A 16,193-nucleotide genomic window follows, 5' to 3' on the forward strand; every position below is an offset into this window, starting at 1 on the left:
GATCATGACCCGGCAGGGATCCGCAGGACACGCCCCGAGGGCGCGCTGCGCGACAATGGCCGTCATGACGACCTTCAATGACGGTTCCCCGCTGATCTCCGCGGCCGAGCTGGGGGAGGCGCTCGCATCCGAGCGTCCGCCGGTGCTGCTGGACGTGCGCTACCAGTTGGTCGGCGCCGCACCGGGCGGTCCGACCGCGGCCGAGGAGTACCGGGCCGGGCACCTGCCCGGTGCCCACTTCGTCGATCTGGACCGGGACCTCGCGGCCCCGCCCGGCGCCCCCGGCCGGGGCGGGCGCCACCCGCTGCCGGACCCGGAGGAGTTCGGCGCGGCGATGCGCGGCTTCGGGGTGAGCGCTGGGCGGCCGGTCGTGGTGTACGACGGGGCGGCCTCGATGGCGGCGGCCCGGGCCTGGTGGCTGCTGCGCTGGGCCGGACACCGGGACGTCCGGGTGCTGGACGGTGGTTTCGCGGCCTGGCAGGCGGCCGGGCTGCCGGTGACGGACGAGGTGCCGGAGCCGGCGGAAGGAGACTTCCGGCCGGTGCCGGAGCAGTTGCCGACGGTGGACGCGGACGGTGCCGCGGACTGGGCGCGCAGCGGTCTGCTGCTGGACGCGCGGTCGGGGGAGCGCTACCGGGGCGAGGCCGAGCCGGTGGACCCGCGGGCCGGGCACGTTCCGGGCGCGGTGTCGGCGCCGACCTCCGAGAACGTGCGCCCCGACGGGCGGTTCCGCCCGGTCGCCGAACTGCTGGCCCGGTTCCGGGCGTTCGGCGCGGGCGAGCGCAGGACCGCGGTGTACTGCGGTTCGGGCGTGACGGCGGCGCACCAGATCCTGGCGATGGAGGTGGCCGGCCTGGACGCCACGCTGTACCCGGGCTCGTGGAGCGAGTGGTCGAGCGACCCGAGCCGCCCGGTGGCGGTGACCGGCCAGCCGGGCTGAGCCGGGCACGCCGAAGGGGCGGGAGGCTCGGCCTCCCGCCCCTTCGGCGTTCGTCGGGACTACTCCTGCTTCTTGCGCCGGCTGCCGAAGACGATCTCGTCCCAGCTGGGCACGGTGGCCCGGCGGCCGGGCCGGACGCCGTCCGCCTCGGCCTGCCGGTCGGTGGTGCCGACCAGGCGCTCGCGGTGCGGGGCTACGGCGCGCGGCATCAGGATGTCGGCGTAGGCCGAGCCCGCGCCGACCGCCGGGGCGGCGGCCGCGGCCGGCTCCTCGCTCTCCTCGGCGACCTCGGCGGGCACCGGTTCGACCGGGGTGGGGCCGCCGACGGCGAGGTCACCGCGGAAGGCGGGGACCACGTCGAGCAGGCTGGTCAGCGAGTCCCGCCCCTCGGCGGTGGCCTCCCGCGACTCGCGGACCTCGCGGGCCGACATGATGCGGTCGGCGGAGGGCCGGTCGATCATCGGGCGCGGCGGCCGGTCCTGGGGGAGCCGGGCGATCCGCGGGATGAACGGGAAGACCGAGTCCTCCTCGCGCTCGACCGTCTCGCCGATCAGCGCGCGGGCCTCGTCGTCGTTGGGCTGGACCAGGCGCCGGGGCGGGTCGTACGTCCAGGACGCGCTGCGGCCCTCGCCGTCGGCACGGTAGGAGAGGATGACCTCCCAGGTGCCGTCGTCGCGCCGCCAGGAGTCCCAGCGCTCGGTGTCCTTCTCGGCGCCGCGCAGCGCGAGCCGCTCGGCCACGGCCTCGCCGAGCTGCGGTCCGGGGGACTCGCCGTTGCGGCGGATGGCGGTCTTGCGGGCGCGCTCGGCCATGAAGGCGCGCTCGGCGAGGACCGGTCCCTCGAAGCGGCGGACGCGGTCGACGGAGATGCCGGCGGCCTGGGCCACCTCCTCGGCGGAGGCACCGGCTCGTATCCGCGCCTGGATGTCCCGGGGGCGGAGGTGGCTCTCGACCTCGATCTCGATCTGGCCGAGGCGCGGCCGGTCGCCGCGGATGGCGGCGCGCAGCCGCTCGTCGATGGGGAGGGTGTACTCCGTGCTGTCGGCAGCCTTGAGCACCAGCCGTGTGCCGTCGTTGCTGACGGCCACAACCCGCAGTTCGGGCACGGTTACCTCCCGGGTGGTGCCTGCCGACGTCACCTGCGTCGCTGCTCCCGTACTGAGTGTGGCCTGCCCACTCGCGACTGGCCACAACCTTGCTGAGTTCCCCGGCGTGTCGGGCATACGCCCGGGCACACCAATGTGGCACGGTTGCCTTTTTGCCACGTCATCCGTCGACGTCGCGCCTGGGTGTCCCGGCCGTCCTCGCACGCGGAGTGTTCGCGACGATCCGGGACCGGCGTCGCCGTGCGTGCCCGTTCGGTGGCTCTTCGTCAAGCTGCCGGTGTAGGCACAGTCGACAAGTCGACCCAAGGCTCGGGCTTTACGAACAGTACTCCATTCGTGGCATCCGGAGGGGCGGCTCGCCGCTCAAGTCTCCCGCGATTCACGGGAATCTCAAGAGCGCGCGCCCCCAACGGCGCACCGCCGCCGAATGAACGGTGATCATCTTCACACAATCCGGGCGCGCGGAACCGCATTTTCGTCCCTTGTGTCCTTCTTTGGGCAAGATGGAGTGACTTGTTCGAGTAAGAGTCGCACGGACCGAGGGATGTCGATGTCGGAGCGGAGCCCCGCCGAGGAGCGCGGCAAGGAGGAGCGCAAGCGGATCGACCTGAGCGTGGCTCAGGTCGCGGCGAGTGCGCTGGCCGCGGTGGCGGGCGCGCTGCTCGCCTCCGAACTCGGCGTGTACGGCACGATCGTGGGCGCGGCGGTGGTCAGCGTCGGGGCCACCACCGGCGGCGCGGTGTTCCAGCACGTGTTCAAGCGGACCGGCCAGCAGTTGCGCGAGGCGGTGGACCGCGGGCCGAACCAGACGGTGAACTCCCTGCGTCAGGTGCCGGTGGAGCCGGAGCGCGCGGAGCCGGTGCCGGCCGGTCCGCCGGTGATCACCTCGGAGTGGAACGAGCCGCAGGTGGTGCGGGTGCGCCGGCGGTGGGGCTGGAAGACCTGCGCGGCGGTGTCGGGGCTGGTGTTCGTGCTGGCGATGACGCCGATCCTGGCGTTCGAGCTGGCCACCGGCCAGCCGGTGTCGGCGACGGTGCAGGGCGAGTCGGGCAACGGGACGTCCTTCGGCGGTGCGGTGACGCCGAAGTCGTCCATGCCGCAGGACGCCCCGGCGGACCGGCCGGCCACCGGGGGCGGCGGGCGCGGACCGGAGACCACGCCCTCCGGCGGCGCCTCGGCCCCGGCGACCACCCGCCCGAGCCGCGAGCCGGGCCCGACCCCGAGCGGCGGCACCGGCGAGCACGGCGGCGCAGCCTCCCCCTCGGCCGTCCCGAGCACTACGCCCTCGGCCGGTGCCTCCCCGTCGGCGGGCGGCGACACCAGGCCGACGGGCGGGCCGACCTCGCAGCCGTCGGCGACCGGCGACGTCCCGGCGCACGGGGCGGGGACCCCGTCGCCGGCCGCGCAGACGCCGTAGGGCGTGTCCTCCGGATCACGTCCTAGGCCCCCAGCACGCGCCGCAGGTAGTCGTTGCCGAAGAGGCGCTGCGGGTCGACCTCGTCGCGCAGGGCCGTGAAGTCGCCGAAGCGCGGGTAGACGCCGGCCAGGTACTCGGCGTCGCGGGTGTGCAGCTTCCCCCAGTGGGGGCGGCCCTGATGGGCGGTCATCAGCTGTTCCACTCCGGTGAAGTAGCCCTGGTCGCGGGTGCCCCGGTAGAGGTGGACGGCGATGTAGGCGCTGTCCCGGCCGGAGGCGGTGGACAGCCAGAGGTCGTCGGCGGGGGCGAAGCGCACCTCGACCGGGAAGCTGACCCTCCAGTCGGAGCGTTCGACCAGGGCCTTCAGCTCGCGCAGTACCTCGGCGACGGCCGCGCGCGGGACGGCGTACTCCATCTCCACGAAGCGGACCTTGCGCGGGCTGGTGAACACCTTGTGGGCGGTGTCGGTGTAGCTGCGGTCGGACCAGGCGCGGCTGGCGAGCGAGGCGATGGCGGGGATGGCGCCGGGGAAGCGGCGGCCGACCCGGCAGGCGCCCTCCCAGACGGTGTTGGAGAGGAAGTCGTCCTCCAGCCAGCCCTTGAACCGGGGCAGCGGGGCAGCCGGCCCCTGGCTGCGGTTGTTGCGCTTGGTGGAGCAGCGGTCGGTGTGCGGGAACCAGTAGAACTCGAAGTGCTCGTTGACGGCGGTGAGCTCGTCGAGGCGTTCCAGCACCTCGTCGAAGCCCATCGGCTGCTCGTGCGCGGTGAGCAGGAAGGCCGGTTCGACGCCGAAGGTGAGGGCGGTGATCACCCCGAGGGCGCCGAGGCCGAGCCGCGCGCCCTGGAAGAGCCGGGGGTTCTCGGTGGGGGAGCAGCGTCGGACGGTGCCGTCGGCGAGGACGATCTCCAGCGCGCGGATCTGGGCGGCGAGGGAGCCGGAGTCGCGGCCGGTGCCGTGGGTTCCGGTGCTGGTGGCCCCGGCGACGGTCTGCACCTCGATGTCGCCCATGTTGGTGAGGGAGAGGCCCTCGGCGGCGAGGAGCCGGTTGAGGCGGCTCAGCGGGAGGCCGGACTCGACGGTGACGGTGCCCGCCTGGCGGTCGAGCTCGCGGACGGCGGTGAGCGCGTGGGGGCGGACCAGCAGGCCGTCGCCGGGCGAGGCGATCGCGGTGAAGGAGTGGCCGGAGCCGGCGGCCTTGACGCTGCGGCCCTGTTCGGCGGCGCGCAGGATCTCCTTGGCCAGTTCCTCCGCGGTGCCGGGCGTGGCGGTCCGGGCCGGGAGGGCGCTCTGGTTCCCGGCCCAGTTGGTCCACCGGGTGCGGGTCGCGGTGCTGGCCTGGGGCATTGCGCTGCCTCCTGCTCCGTGGCCGAACGGGTCGGCGCGGTCCGGATCGCGGCCTGTCCGGCGAAACCCCGGAGGCGGCCCTACCCGCGGGTAGGGCCGCGGGTAGGGCGAGAGTAGTCAGTTCACCGTTCGACGTCTACGGGTCGGCTGACCGCTTCGGCCGCTTCTTCCCGGGCGAGTCCGGCCCGCAGGCGACCCAGCCCGGCGAGGGCGGTGACCACGCCGAGCACCCCGGCGGTCAGCGGCACCCAGTAGCCCGCGGCGGCGCCGGAGGCGTCGACCACCCAGCCGCCGGCGGAGGAGCCGAAGGCGACGCCGAGGGCGAGGCCGGTGGTGGTCCAGGCCATGCCCTCGGTGAGCTGGGCGGCCGGAACGAGCCGCTCGACGAGGGCCATCGCGGAGATCAGCGTGGGGGAGATGGCGAGGCCGGCGACGAGCAGGGCGGCGCCGGCGGCGAGCAGCCCGCCGAGGCCGTGCACGGTGGAGGCGACGAGCAGGACGGGGATCATGCTGAGCGCCATCATCACCACGCCGACGAAGAAGCGCGTGGACAGCGCGCCCCTGGGCTTGAGCGCCCCGTAGACCATGCCGGCCAGGCCGGAGCCGAGCGCCCACACGGCGAGGACGGTGCCGGCCAGGCCCTCGTGCCCCTGGGCCTTGGAGAAGGCGACGGTGACGATCTCGACCGAGCCGAAGATCGCGCCGGTGGCGATGAAGGTGAGCACCAGGACGACCAGGCCGCCGTTGAGGATGGCGCTGCCGCCGGTGCGGCTCGCGGCCGGGTGGACCGGCGGTTCGGTGCGGCGCTGGGCGGTGAACAGGACGATGCCGACGGCGAGGGCGAGGACGGCGGCGAGCACCCCGGACTCGGGCAGGACGTTGGTGGCGAGGACGACGGCGAGGATCGGTCCGACCATGAAGCAGAACTCGTCGACCACCGCCTCGAAGGAATAGGCGGTGTGCAGCCTGGCGGCGTCGTCGCGGTAGAGGTGCGCCCAGCGGGCGCGGACCATGGCGCCGGCGCTGGGCATCACGCCCATCCCGACGGCGAACAGGAACAGCGTCCAGGAGGGTGCGCCGAAGTGCGCGCAGAGCAGCAGCCCGATCGCCGCGGCGACGGAGAGGGCGGCGGAGGGGAGCGCGACGCGGCGCTGCCCGTAGCGGTCGACGAGCCAGGAGACCGCCGGCCCGAGCGCTCCGGCGGCGATCGCCAGCGTCGCCGAGACCGCGCCCGCGATCCCGAAGGACCCCCTCTGCTCGGAGAGCATCGTCACGATGCCGATGCCGGTCATCGATATCGGCAGCCGGGCGATGAACCCGGTGGAGGAGAAGGCCAGGGTGCCGGGGGAGGCGAATATTCGGCGGTAGCTGGACAGCACGGGAGCTCCGGACAAAGGCGGGTAAGGAACGACGCTGGCGAACACAGCTTACGTACGTTGGCAAACGGTATTTTCCGGACACCTGCGCGGCCCCGGCGCCGGGCCCCGGCCCCTCAGTGGCAGGATCGGTGCCATGTCCGACGCGCGCAAACCCTCACCCTTCGGCGCCGCTCCGTACGACGCCCTGCTGCTGCTCTCCTTCGGCGGGCCCGAGGCCCCCGAGGACGTCGTCCCGTTCCTGGAGAACGTCACCCGCGGCCGCGGCATCCCCAAGGAACGGCTGAAGGAGGTCGGCAGGCACTACTTCCTGTTCGGCGGGGTCAGCCCGATCAACGAGCAGAACCGGGAGCTGTTGGCCGCCCTGCGCAAGGACTTCGCCGAGCACGGGCTGGACCTGCCGGTCTACTGGGGCAACCGGAACTGGGCCCCGTACCTGGTGGACACCCTGCGGGAGATGGCCGCGGACGGCCACCGCCGGATCGCGGTGCTCGCCACCAGCGCCTACGCCGGCTACTCGGGCTGCCGCCAGTACCGGGAGAACCTGGCCGACGCGCTGGCCGTCCTCGCCGAGGAGGACCGCCCGGTGCCGACCGTCGACAAGCTGCGGCACTTCTACAACCACCCCGGCTTCGTCGAGCCGATGATCGACGCCACCGTCGCCGCCCTGGCCGAGCTGCCCGAGGCCGTCCGCCCCGGCGCCCGGCTGGCCTTCACCACCCACTCCATCCCGGACGCGATGGCCGAGGCCTCCGGAGCCCCGGACGACCCGGCCCGCGGCACGCCCGGCGGCGCGTACGTCGCCCAGCACCTGGAGGTGGCCCGGCTGATCGCCACGGCCGTCGCCGAGCGCACCGGCGTGGCCGACCGGCCGTGGGAGCTGGTGTTCCAGAGCCGCAGCGGTGCCCCGCACATCCCGTGGCTGGAGCCGGACATCTGCGACCACCTGGAGGCGCAGCACGCCGACGGCGCGCCGGCCGTGGTGATGGTCCCGATCGGCTTCGTCTCCGACCACATGGAGGTCAAGTACGACCTCGACACCGAGGCCGTCGCCAAGGCCGCCGAACTCGGCCTGCCGGTCGCCCGGGCGGCCACCGTCGGCGCCGACCCGCGGTTCACCGCCGCGGTGCGCGAGCTCGTCCTGGAGCGCGCCGCCACCGAGCGCGGCGAGGGCGTGACCCGCTGCGCCCTCGGCGCCCTCGGCCCCAGCCACGACGTGTGCGCGGTGGCCTGCTGCCCCAACCCGCGCGCACCCCGCCCGGCCGCCGCCGAGCGCTGACCCCAGGAGGAGAACCCCGTGTCCACCCCCGCCCCGCCCGTCGACGGGCTGCTCGACGACCTGCTGGACGTCGCCCTGGACGCGGCCCGGCAGGCCGGCGCCCTGCTGCGCGACGGCCGCCCCGCCGACCTCGGCGTGGCCGGCACCAAGAGCAGCCCGGTCGACGTGGTCACCGAGATGGACCTCGCCTCGGAGAAGCTCATCGTGGAGCTGATCGCCGACCGCCGCCCCGAGGACGGCTACCTCGGCGAGGAGGGGGCCGAGCGCCCCGGCACCAGCGGGGTGCGCTGGGTCGTCGACCCGCTCGACGGCACGGTCAACTACCTGTACGGGTTGCCCTCCTGGGCGGTCAGCGTGGCCGCCGAGGTGGACGGCCGGGCGGTCGTCGGGGTGGTGTACGCCCCGGCGCGCGGCGAGCTGTTCCACGCCGTGCTGGGCCGCGGCGCCCGCCTCGACGGCCGCCCGGTCTCGGCCCGCCCGGCTCCGCCCTGGGGCCAGGCGCTGATCGCCACCGGCTTCAACTACGTCCAGCCGGTGCGGGTGCGCCAGGCCGAGGTGCTGCTGGCACTGATGCCCGAGGTACGGGACGTCCGCCGGGGCGGGGCGGCCGCGGTGGACCTGTGCGACGTGGCCGCCGGGCGGTTGGACGGTTACTACGAGCGCGGGCTCGCCCCCTGGGACCGGGCGGCCGGCTGCCTGATCGCCACCGAGGCCGGCGCCCTGGTCGGCGGCCGCCCCGGCCGCGGCCCGGACGGCGAGCTGACCGTGGCCGCCGCTCCCGGGGTGTACGAGCCGCTGCAGGAGCGGCTGGCCGAGCTGCGCGCCTGGGCGGACTGAGGCCGGGCGCGCCCGGAGAGCCGGGGCCCCGGAACCGGGCCCCGGAACCAGGCTCCCGGAGATGCGAAGAGCCCTGGCACACGGGGGATGCCAGGGCCTGGGGTTTCGCACGGCCCCCGCAGGGCCGCTGGTGCCGGAAACCGGCGTCGGGTCAGGCGGCGGTGCGGTGGCGGTCCAGCACGGTGTCCACACCGTGCTCGGCGGCGAGACGACGGAGGTCGTCCAGCTCGGACTGCTCCACCTCGGCGAGGAACTCGTCCCCGGCCTCGATCGCGCGGTGCAGGTCCTGCTCGGCGTTGGCTATGCGCTGCAGGATTCCGGCCTTGAAGGCGTCCATACGGGCCCCCTTACTGTGTCGGACGTGCACGGTCGTGCGCTCTCCGCCCCGAGGAGGGTCCAGCCGGTGAATGCGCCCGGTCCGACAGGTGGTGGTTCTCCGGTCGAGCGCGGAGACGGCCCTTCGGCCGCTCCCGGTGACGCCCCAGCCCCGAGGCCGGCGCGGATGAACGCACGGCGGGTGGGTGCGATCGGCCGTCAGCCAGATCGCGGGTGTGCAGCTGTCCTCCCCGCCCCGGCGGGCGGGAAACCTCCGGGCGGAAGAAAGTTGCCCCTGTCACAGTCCAAGCGGAGCGTTCCCGGCACGAACGGTCACCGCCGCGGGCTCCGGCCCCTTGCCGGAGGGGCAGCTTATCGCTGCTTTACCGCAGGACCAGGCAGGATGGAGGCACCGTCGGAGCCGTGCGTCCGCTTCCGGGGCCGGCCTGGAGAAGGGACAACGACCGTGCGGGTTCTCGTCGTCGAGGACGAGCAGCTGCTTGCCGAGGCCGTCGCGACCGGCCTGCGCCGCGAGGCGATGGCCGTCGACGTGGTGTACGACGGGGAGGCCGCGCTCCAGCGCATCGCGGTCAACGACTACGACGTGGTGGTCCTGGACCGCGACCTCCCACTGGTGCACGGGGACGACGTGTGCCGGAAGGTGGTCGAGCAGGGCCTGGCGACGCGGGTGATCATGCTGACCGCCTCCGGCGACATCAGCGACCGGGTCGAGGGCCTGGAGATCGGCGCCGACGACTACCTTCCGAAGCCGTTCGCCTTCAGTGAACTCGTCGCCCGGGTAAGGGCACTGGGGCGCCGCGCGACCATCCCGCTGCCCCCGGTGCTGGAACGGGCCGGCATCTCGCTCGATCCCGGCCGGCGCGAGGTGATCCGCGAGGGGCGCACCGTCCAGCTCGCCCCCAAGGAGTTCGCCGTCCTGGAGGTGCTGATGCGGGCCGGCGGCGCCGTCGTCTCCGCCGAGCAGCTCCTGGAGAAGGCCTGGGACGAGCACACCGACCCGTTCACCAACGTCGTGCGCGTCACCGTCATGACGCTGCGCCGCAAGCTCGGCGACCCGCCGGTGATCGTCACCGTGCCCGGTTCCGGCTACCGGATCTGACCGGGACCCGACGCCCGGGGATCCCGATCCCCGACCCGAACCGCGGGCGGCCCGCACCACCGGGTCCGTCCGAGGATTCCACCGCCGTACCAGCGCCCGCCCCGGCGGACGCCCGAGAGGACCATCATGACCACCCCGCCGCGCCCGGCCGGCGGCCCCTCCGGCGCGCCCGCCGGCGGCCCGCGTGCCGTTCCGCCCAAGCCCGTGCACCCGCCGAACCAGGTCCGTCCGCGCCAGCCCGAGACCTACGTCCCCGGCGACGGCCTGCTCGCCTGGCTGCCGTTCCGCCCCACCATCCGGATGCGGCTCACCCTGCTGTACGGCGGGATGTTCCTGATGGCCGGCGTGGTGCTGCTGCTGGTGATGTACTTCTTCGTCCAGCAGGCGCTCCAGCAGGTCGGCCAGCCGCACCTGCTGTTCAGCGGCATCCCCTTCCGGACGCAGGACAACCAGATCATCACCAGCCAGTCCGCGCTCGACCAGTGGCTGAACGACCAGAGGTCCTTCCAGGCGGGCCAGGCGCTCAACACCCTGCTGCGCAAGCTGCTCACCGTCCTGGTCTGCCTCGCCGTGATCGCCTTCGCGGCCGGCTACGCGATGGCCGGCCGGGTGCTGCGCCCGCTCGGCCGGATCACCCGCACCGCCCGTGACGTCGCCTCCTCCGACCTGCACCGCCGGATCGAGCTGGACGGGCCCGACGACGAGCTCAAGGAGCTCGCCGACACCTTCGACGACATGCTGGACCGACTGGACCGCTCCTTCGACTCCCAGCGCCGCTTCGTCGCCAATGCCTCGCACGAACTGCGCACCCCGCTGGCGATCAACCGCACCCTGCTGGAGGTCCAGCTCTCCGACCCCGCCGCCTCGCCCGACCTCCAGCAGCTCGGCAGGACCCTGCTGGCCACCAACGAGCGCAGCGAGCAGCTGGTCGAGGGCCTGCTGCTGCTCGCCCGCAGCGAGAACGAGCTGACCGACCGCCGTCCGGTGGAGCTGTCCGAGGTGGCCACCCGGGCGCTGGAGCAGACCCGCAGCGAGGCCGACAAGCGCGAGGTCGAGCTGCGTTCCAAGCTCGATCCGGCGGCCGTCGCGGGCAACGGCGTGCTCCTGGAGCGGCTCGCGCTGAACCTGCTGCAGAACGCCGTCCGGTACAACACCCCGGGTGGCTGGGTCGAGCTGGCCACCGCCACGGTGCCGGGCGGCGGCGAGCTGGTGGTCTCCAACACCGGCCCGGTGGTGCCCGGCTACGAGCTGGAGCACATCTTCGAGCCGTTCCGCCGGATCAAGGGCGCCGACCGCACCCGCAGCGACAAGGGGGTCGGCCTGGGGCTGTCCATCGTCCGCTCGGTGGTGCGCGCCCACGGCGGCACCATCGAGGCCACCCCGCGCAGCGGGGGCGGACTCACCATGCGAGTGCGGATCCCCTCGCCGTAGCGGCCCCCGGGGCCGTTCCGCGCCGTAACGGCCCCGGACGCCGACGCGTTCCGTGGGCGACCGTTTTCAGCCGCCCCCGGCAGGCCTGTCAAGACGACATAAGGCCTGGCGGGGGCGGCTTGTCATTTCCGGCCCGGGCAACTTACGGTGTCGTAACCTACGCAACCGTAAGTGTGCCCGCCGGTCCGCCCGCCGACGGCTCCGCACGACGCTTGTCCGCCCGACGCGCCCCTCCCGCGCGTACCCGTCCCCCAGGAGCACGACCGTGACCATCGCCCCTGTGCAGAGCAGTCCCTCGCTCGGATCGAGCGGCTGGACCGACACGCGACTGATCCTGGCCCTCGAAGAGGTCGTGGAGAAGGAGCTCAACCGCCACCTGGGGGTGGCCAAGGAGTGGATGCCCCACGAGTTCGTCCCGTGGAGCCAGGGCCGTGACTTCGACGGCGTGCTGGGCGGCGAGGCGTGGAACGTCCAGCAGTCGCAGGTGACCCCGCTCGGCCGGGTGTCGCTGGTGGTCAACCTGCTGACCGAGGACAACCTCCCCAGCTACCACCACGAGATCGCGACCATGTTCGGCCGTGAGGGCGCCTGGGGCACCTGGGTGCACCGCTGGACCGCCGAGGAGGGCCGGCACGGGATAGCCATTCGCGACTTCCTGCTCGCCACCCGGGCCGTCGACCCGGTCGAGCTGGAGCGGGCCCGGATGTCGCACATGTCCGAGGGCTTCGAGTCCGACAACGCGCACAGCATGCTGCACTCGGTCGCGTACGTGGCCTTCCAGGAGCTCGCCACCCGCATCTCGCACCGCAACACCGGCAAGTACGCCGGCGACCCGCTGTGCGACCAGCTGCTGGCGAAGATCGCCAACGACGAGAACCTGCACATGGTCTTCTACCGGAACCTGCTGAAGGCCGCCCTGGAGATCGCCCCGGACCAGGCCATGCGCGCCATCGCCGACGTGGTCACCAACTTCCGGATGCCGGGCCACGGCATCCCCGGTTTCGAGCGCGCCGCCGCCCAGATCGCCCTGGGCGGGGTATACAACCTGCGCATCCACCACGACGACGTGCTGCAGCCGGTGCTGCGCCACCTCAAGGTGATGGAGTTCGGCGGCCTCGGCCCCGAGGGCCTGGTGGCCCAGAACGAGCTGGGCGTCTTCCTGGACGGCCTGGACACGCAGGCACGCAAGTTCGAGGAGCGCCAGGCCGCGCTGCTCGCGCGCCGGGAGGCCCGCCGGAACGCGGGCTAGGACGTCCGCGGGGCGCTCCTCCAGGGCGGTCGCGCCCCTCGGGTGGGGGAGAGGAGTGGGTGGATTTTCCGGTTTTTGTCCCGGAAGATTCTGAAAGTGACCAAGATCACACCGTGTCGCTCCGTGGCGCTGCTCAACGCCGGAGAGTGATCACCTCGTCAGGGGTGCCGATCGCCGTCCGTGACCGGAATCCGGTCTGTCGCCGGGCCGCGGGGTTGGCCGGCTTCCCTGGTGGACAAGGGATTTCGCGGACGCCGGTACGGCTTCCGCTCACTGTGAGTCGCTGGAAGGACGGTCGTTCGGCGGGTGGGCGATGGCCCAGCGTGAGGCCCTCCGCGCCCTTGAGGATCACCCCAACGGAGCCCTGGCTGAGTGTCGATTGAGTAACGGGGCTTGAAGTAAGGCAAAATCTCCGCCTCGGGTCGGGCACAAGACCGACCCCCCATGCGTTACGTGCGCTGGAGATACCGCACACACCGCACAACCCGGAGGGGGAGAGCGAAAAATGGCAACCGACTACGACACCCCACGCAAGACCGACGACGAGCTCAACGAGGACAGCATCGAAGAGCTCAAGGCCCGTCGGAACGACAAGGGCGGCAGCTCGGTCGACGTTGACGAGTTCGACGCCGCCGAGGGCATGGAGCTCCCCGGCGCCGACCTCTCGAACGAGGAGCTCGCCGTTCGGGTGCTGCCCAAGCAGGCTGACGAGTTCACCTGCATGAGCTGCTTCCTGGTCCACCACCGCAGCCAGCTCTACAGCGAGAAGAACGGCAACCCGATCTGCCGGGACTGCGGCGCCTGAGCACCGCAGCGGACAGCGCCAGGCACCCGTGGCTCCCGCGGGGCCGGCACAACGCTCCTTCCGGCCCCGGGCAGCGGGGCCGGACGGCAGGTCCGCGGACCGTCCGGAAGGGCGGACCCGGGAGGACGGAGTCGGTCGGCCGCGCGCCGGCCAGGACAAAGTCGTAGGGACGGTCCCGCAGCAGCGGAACCGTCCCTCTCGGTCTTTCGGGGCCCTCGTGGTGCGCCGGCCGGCTACGTACGGGCGCCGCGCCGGGCCCCCTCCAGCGCCTCGGCCAGCTTCATCGGCGAGCGGGTCGACAGATAGAGGTAGGGCGTCGGGTCGGCCGGATCGCTCACCTCGACCCGCAGCGCGGTCGGGACGTAGCTGCGCAGCAGCATGAAGGCGCGGGGATCGGCCTTCGGACCGCGCCAGGCCGCGGCCTCGGCGGGGCTCAGCGCCTGAGCGGCACCCAGCGCGTCCACCGGGATGCGGGCCGGTCCGGCCACCAGCGAGCCCTGCACCACCCGGATCCGGGCCGAGCCGTAGCTGCTGATCGCCACAGCGCCGGCGGCGATGCCGACCACCAGGCCGACCAGGGCGGCCGGACCGCTGACCCGGATCAGGATCAGCGCGAGGGTCAGGCCGACTGCGACCGGGAGCAGCCACCAGGAGCGCGGCACCGTGAGGCGTTCGTCGTACATGCCCTCCATTGTGGGCGCCCTGACGCCCGGCGCGGGACGCCACCCCCATCGGAGGCCTTGCTACCCCTGGGTAGGCTGCGAGCCGTGACCGGTACGACCACCCCCACCACCCCCACCGTCCGGTCGGCGCCCGCGTTGCCGCCGACCCCGACCCCGACCACGCCGCCGCCGGACGCCGTGATCCCGGAGCGCCACCCCCAGGCGCCCGCCCCCGGCACTCGCCTCGGCTCCCACTACGAGCACTGCTTCGGCTGCGGTCCGCAGCACCCCGGCGGCCTGCGGATCGACGCGGTCGCGGGCGAGGACCTGGACGTCACGGCCGAGCTCACCGTCCGGGACGTCCACCAGGGCGGCCCCGGGCTGGCCCACGGCGGGATTCTCACGACGGCGATGGACGAGACCCTCGGCACGCTCAACTGGCTGCTGCACGCGCCCGCCGTGACCGGCCGGCTGGAGACCGACTTCCTCAGCCCGGTGCCCGTCGACTCGGTGCTGCACCTGCGCGCCTGGATCACCGGAGTGCACGGCCGCAAGATCTACAGCGCCGCCGAGGCGCGGATCGGCGGCCCGGACGGGCCGGTCGCCGTGCGCGCTCAGGCGCTCTTCATCCAGGTGAAGCTGGAACACTTCACCACGCACGGTCGTCCCGAGGACATCGAGAAGGTCCTCGACGACCCTGATCTGATGAAGCGCGCACGAGCCTTTGAGGTGAACCCTTGAGCGAGACCCCCCGATCGCAGCTGGACGTCCTGGTCAGGCGCATCGACCCCGAGCTGCCGCTGCCCGAGTACGCGCAGCCCGGGGACGCCGGCGCCGACCTGCGGACCACCGTCGACGCCGAGCTGGGCCCCGGTGAGCGGGCGGTGCTCCCCACCGGCATCGCCATCGCGCTCCCGGACGGTTACGCGGCCTTCGTCCACCCGCGCTCCGGGCTGGCAGCTCGTTGCGGAGTTGCCCTCGTGAACGCCCCGGGGACGGTCGATGCCGGGTACCGTGGAGAGATCAAGGTGATCGTCGTCAATCTGGACCCGCGCGAGGGGGTCAGCTTCCGCCGAGGGGACCGGATCGCCCAGCTGGTCATCCAGCAGGTCGAAAAGGCCCGCTTCCACGAGGTGGTCGAGCTGCCCGGGTCGGCACGCGCCGCGGGCGGGTTCGGGTCGACCGGTGGCCACGCCGCGGTCTAGCATTCCCGCGGCCTCGCAGGAAGCCGAGCAGGTATTCGCATCGGTCTTGGACCGGGAAGGACAGTGACCGTGTTCCGTCGTCGCCAGAAGAGCGAGGACGCTGTCGAGCAGCTCGCCGACGACGCCATCAGCGCCGACGAGACGGCCGATGACGTCGAAGGTTCCGCCGAGAGCGAGAACGTGACCGAGCTGGACCCCGCCGACAAGGTCGGCCTGCCGCCGGCCCCGCGGCCGGACGGCCCGTGGGACCACAGTGAGCTGGAGACCCCGGAGGAGGGGCGAGTCGACCTCGGGGGTCTGCTGGTCCCCGGTGTCGAGGGAATGGAGCTGCGCGTCGAGGTCGCGGGTGACGCGATCGTCGCGGCGACCCTCGTGCTCGGCAACAGCGCCATCCAGCTCCAGGCCTTCGCGGCCCCGAAGTCGGAGGGCATCTGGGGAGAGGTCCGTGAGGAGATCGCCAACGGCATCACCTCGCAGGGCGGCCTCGTCGAGGAGGAGGAGGGCCCGCTCGGCTGGCACCTCCGCGCCCAGGTTCCCGTGCAGCTGCCGGACGGCACCCAGGGCGTGCAGCTGGTGCGCTTCGTCGGGTGCGACGGCCCGCGCTGGTTCCTGCGCGGTGTGATCTCGGGCCAGGCCGCCGTGCAGCCCGAGATGGCAGGAATCCTGGAGCAGGTCTTCCGGCAGACCGTCGTCGTCCGCGGCGAGAGCCCCATGGCTCCCCGCGACCCGATCGTGCTGAAGCTTCCCGAGGACGCCCAGATGGTCGCGGACGGTGGCGGGGCTGCTGCCACCGCCGGCGAGGGCGAGGGCCGTTACGGCTCGCTCGACCCGTTCGCCCGGGGTCCGGAGATCACCGAGGTCCGCTGACCCGGTTCGGTCACCGCGTACCCGCATCGCATCGCATCGCCTCCGCCCGGACCGGGCGGAGGCGATTTGCATGTGGCGGGCCGGTGCCCGTACAGTTCCGGAGTCGCCGCGGGAGACCGGGGTGACAAAGCGGAAAGCGAATCCGATGAATGAAACTCCGGAAAACGGAGCGGAAAACATCTGATAAGCTGGAAACACGAAAGAACGAAGCGCCCGGAGGGCCCGCTGGAAGGCGGTCC

16 protein-coding genes are annotated in these 16,193 nt (G+C 73.1%); 11 read left to right on the forward strand and 5 right to left on the reverse strand.

Going from position 1 to position 16,193, the window contains the following annotated elements; translation table 11 throughout:
• The first annotated feature begins 64 nt into the window (after positions 1–64).
• Complete coding sequence (locus ACFV1W_RS37695) at positions 65–940, forward strand: sulfurtransferase (RefSeq protein ID WP_380421805.1); 876 nt, start codon at positions 65–67, stop codon at positions 938–940.
• A gap of 59 nt (positions 941–999) precedes the next feature.
• On the opposite strand, the gene sepH is transcribed toward ACFV1W_RS37695, so the two are convergent.
• The gene (gene sepH / locus ACFV1W_RS37700; protein WP_380421806.1) at positions 1,000–2,079 is read right to left on the reverse strand and encodes a septation protein SepH; all 1,080 of its coding nucleotides are present in this window, start codon (positions 2,077–2,079) and stop codon (positions 1,000–1,002) included.
• 517 nt (positions 2,080–2,596) lie between these two features.
• Here sepH and ACFV1W_RS37705 point away from each other — a divergent pair.
• Positions 2,597–3,463, forward strand: a complete 867-nt coding sequence (locus tag ACFV1W_RS37705; protein WP_380421807.1) for a hypothetical protein — start codon at positions 2,597–2,599, stop codon at positions 3,461–3,463.
• A 22-nt stretch (positions 3,464–3,485) separates the two neighbouring features.
• Here ACFV1W_RS37705 and ACFV1W_RS37710 read toward each other — a convergent pair whose 3' ends face one another.
• Together ACFV1W_RS37710 and ACFV1W_RS37715 are read right to left on the reverse strand one after the other, a co-directional pair.
• Positions 3,486–4,808, reverse strand: a complete 1,323-nt coding sequence (locus tag ACFV1W_RS37710; RefSeq protein ID WP_380421808.1) for a D-arabinono-1,4-lactone oxidase — start codon at positions 4,806–4,808, stop codon at positions 3,486–3,488.
• Between the two features lie 122 nt (positions 4,809–4,930).
• Positions 4,931–6,187: an MFS transporter gene (locus ACFV1W_RS37715; protein WP_380421809.1), complete on the reverse strand. Its 1,257-nt coding sequence runs from the start codon at positions 6,185–6,187 to the stop codon at positions 4,931–4,933.
• Positions 6,188–6,320: 133 nt separating this feature from the next.
• Between ACFV1W_RS37715 and ACFV1W_RS37720 the strand changes: the two genes are divergently transcribed.
• Together ACFV1W_RS37720 and ACFV1W_RS37725 are read left to right on the forward strand one after the other, a co-directional pair.
• Entirely contained in the window at positions 6,321–7,463 is a 1,143-nt protein-coding gene (locus ACFV1W_RS37720) for a ferrochelatase (RefSeq protein WP_380421810.1), read from the forward strand.
• 18 nt (positions 7,464–7,481) lie between these two features.
• Entirely contained in the window at positions 7,482–8,300 is an 819-nt protein-coding gene (locus ACFV1W_RS37725; RefSeq protein ID WP_380421811.1) for an inositol monophosphatase family protein, read from the forward strand.
• Positions 8,301–8,451: 151 nt separating this feature from the next.
• On the opposite strand, the gene ACFV1W_RS37730 is transcribed toward ACFV1W_RS37725, so the two are convergent.
• Positions 8,452–8,637, reverse strand: coding sequence for a hypothetical protein (locus tag ACFV1W_RS37730; RefSeq protein WP_030285471.1), 186 nt, complete (start codon positions 8,635–8,637; stop codon positions 8,452–8,454).
• Positions 8,638–9,081: 444 nt separating this feature from the next.
• Here ACFV1W_RS37730 and ACFV1W_RS37735 point away from each other — a divergent pair, with 444 nt between their 5' ends.
• The 4 genes from ACFV1W_RS37735 (at position 9,082) to ACFV1W_RS37750 (ending at position 13,220) form a co-directional block, all read left to right on the forward strand.
• Complete coding sequence (locus tag ACFV1W_RS37735; RefSeq protein WP_030285473.1) at positions 9,082–9,735, forward strand: response regulator transcription factor; 654 nt, start codon at positions 9,082–9,084, stop codon at positions 9,733–9,735.
• A gap of 126 nt (positions 9,736–9,861) precedes the next feature.
• On the forward strand, positions 9,862–11,166 hold the full coding sequence (locus ACFV1W_RS37740) for a sensor histidine kinase (protein ID WP_380421812.1): 1,305 nt from the start codon (positions 9,862–9,864) through the stop codon (positions 11,164–11,166).
• A 265-nt stretch (positions 11,167–11,431) separates the two neighbouring features.
• Positions 11,432–12,415 (forward strand): acyl-ACP desaturase, encoded by a 984-nt coding sequence (locus tag ACFV1W_RS37745; protein ID WP_380421813.1) that lies wholly within the window; start codon positions 11,432–11,434, stop codon positions 12,413–12,415.
• A 505-nt stretch (positions 12,416–12,920) separates the two neighbouring features.
• On the forward strand, positions 12,921–13,220 hold the full coding sequence (locus tag ACFV1W_RS37750; RefSeq protein WP_030285479.1) for a DUF4193 domain-containing protein: 300 nt from the start codon (positions 12,921–12,923) through the stop codon (positions 13,218–13,220).
• 233 nt (positions 13,221–13,453) lie between these two features.
• On the opposite strand, the gene ACFV1W_RS37755 is transcribed toward ACFV1W_RS37750, so the two are convergent.
• On the reverse strand, positions 13,454–13,903 hold the full coding sequence (locus ACFV1W_RS37755) for a DUF3093 domain-containing protein (RefSeq protein ID WP_380421814.1): 450 nt from the start codon (positions 13,901–13,903) through the stop codon (positions 13,454–13,456).
• Positions 13,904–14,038: 135 nt separating this feature from the next.
• On the opposite strand from ACFV1W_RS37755, the gene ACFV1W_RS37760 reads away from it, so the two are divergent.
• From ACFV1W_RS37760 to ACFV1W_RS37770, 3 genes are all read left to right on the forward strand, one after another.
• On the forward strand, positions 14,039–14,623 hold the full coding sequence (locus ACFV1W_RS37760; RefSeq protein ID WP_380421817.1) for a PaaI family thioesterase: 585 nt from the start codon (positions 14,039–14,041) through the stop codon (positions 14,621–14,623).
• Positions 14,620–15,087, forward strand: coding sequence for a dUTP diphosphatase (gene dut / locus ACFV1W_RS37765; protein ID WP_380421815.1), 468 nt, complete (start codon positions 14,620–14,622; stop codon positions 15,085–15,087). Before ACFV1W_RS37760 ends, dut begins: the two co-directional genes overlap by 4 nt.
• 69 nt (positions 15,088–15,156) lie before the next feature.
• Positions 15,157–15,954 carry a DUF3710 domain-containing protein gene (locus tag ACFV1W_RS37770; protein ID WP_380421816.1) on the forward strand — a complete coding sequence of 266 codons (798 nt, stop codon included), beginning with the start codon at positions 15,157–15,159 and terminating at the stop codon, positions 15,952–15,954.
• The last annotated feature ends 239 nt before the right edge of the window (positions 15,955–16,193 follow it).

The organism is Kitasatospora sp. NPDC059648 (assembly GCF_042734825.1).
Lineage (GTDB): Bacteria > Actinomycetota > Actinomycetes > Streptomycetales > Streptomycetaceae > Kitasatospora.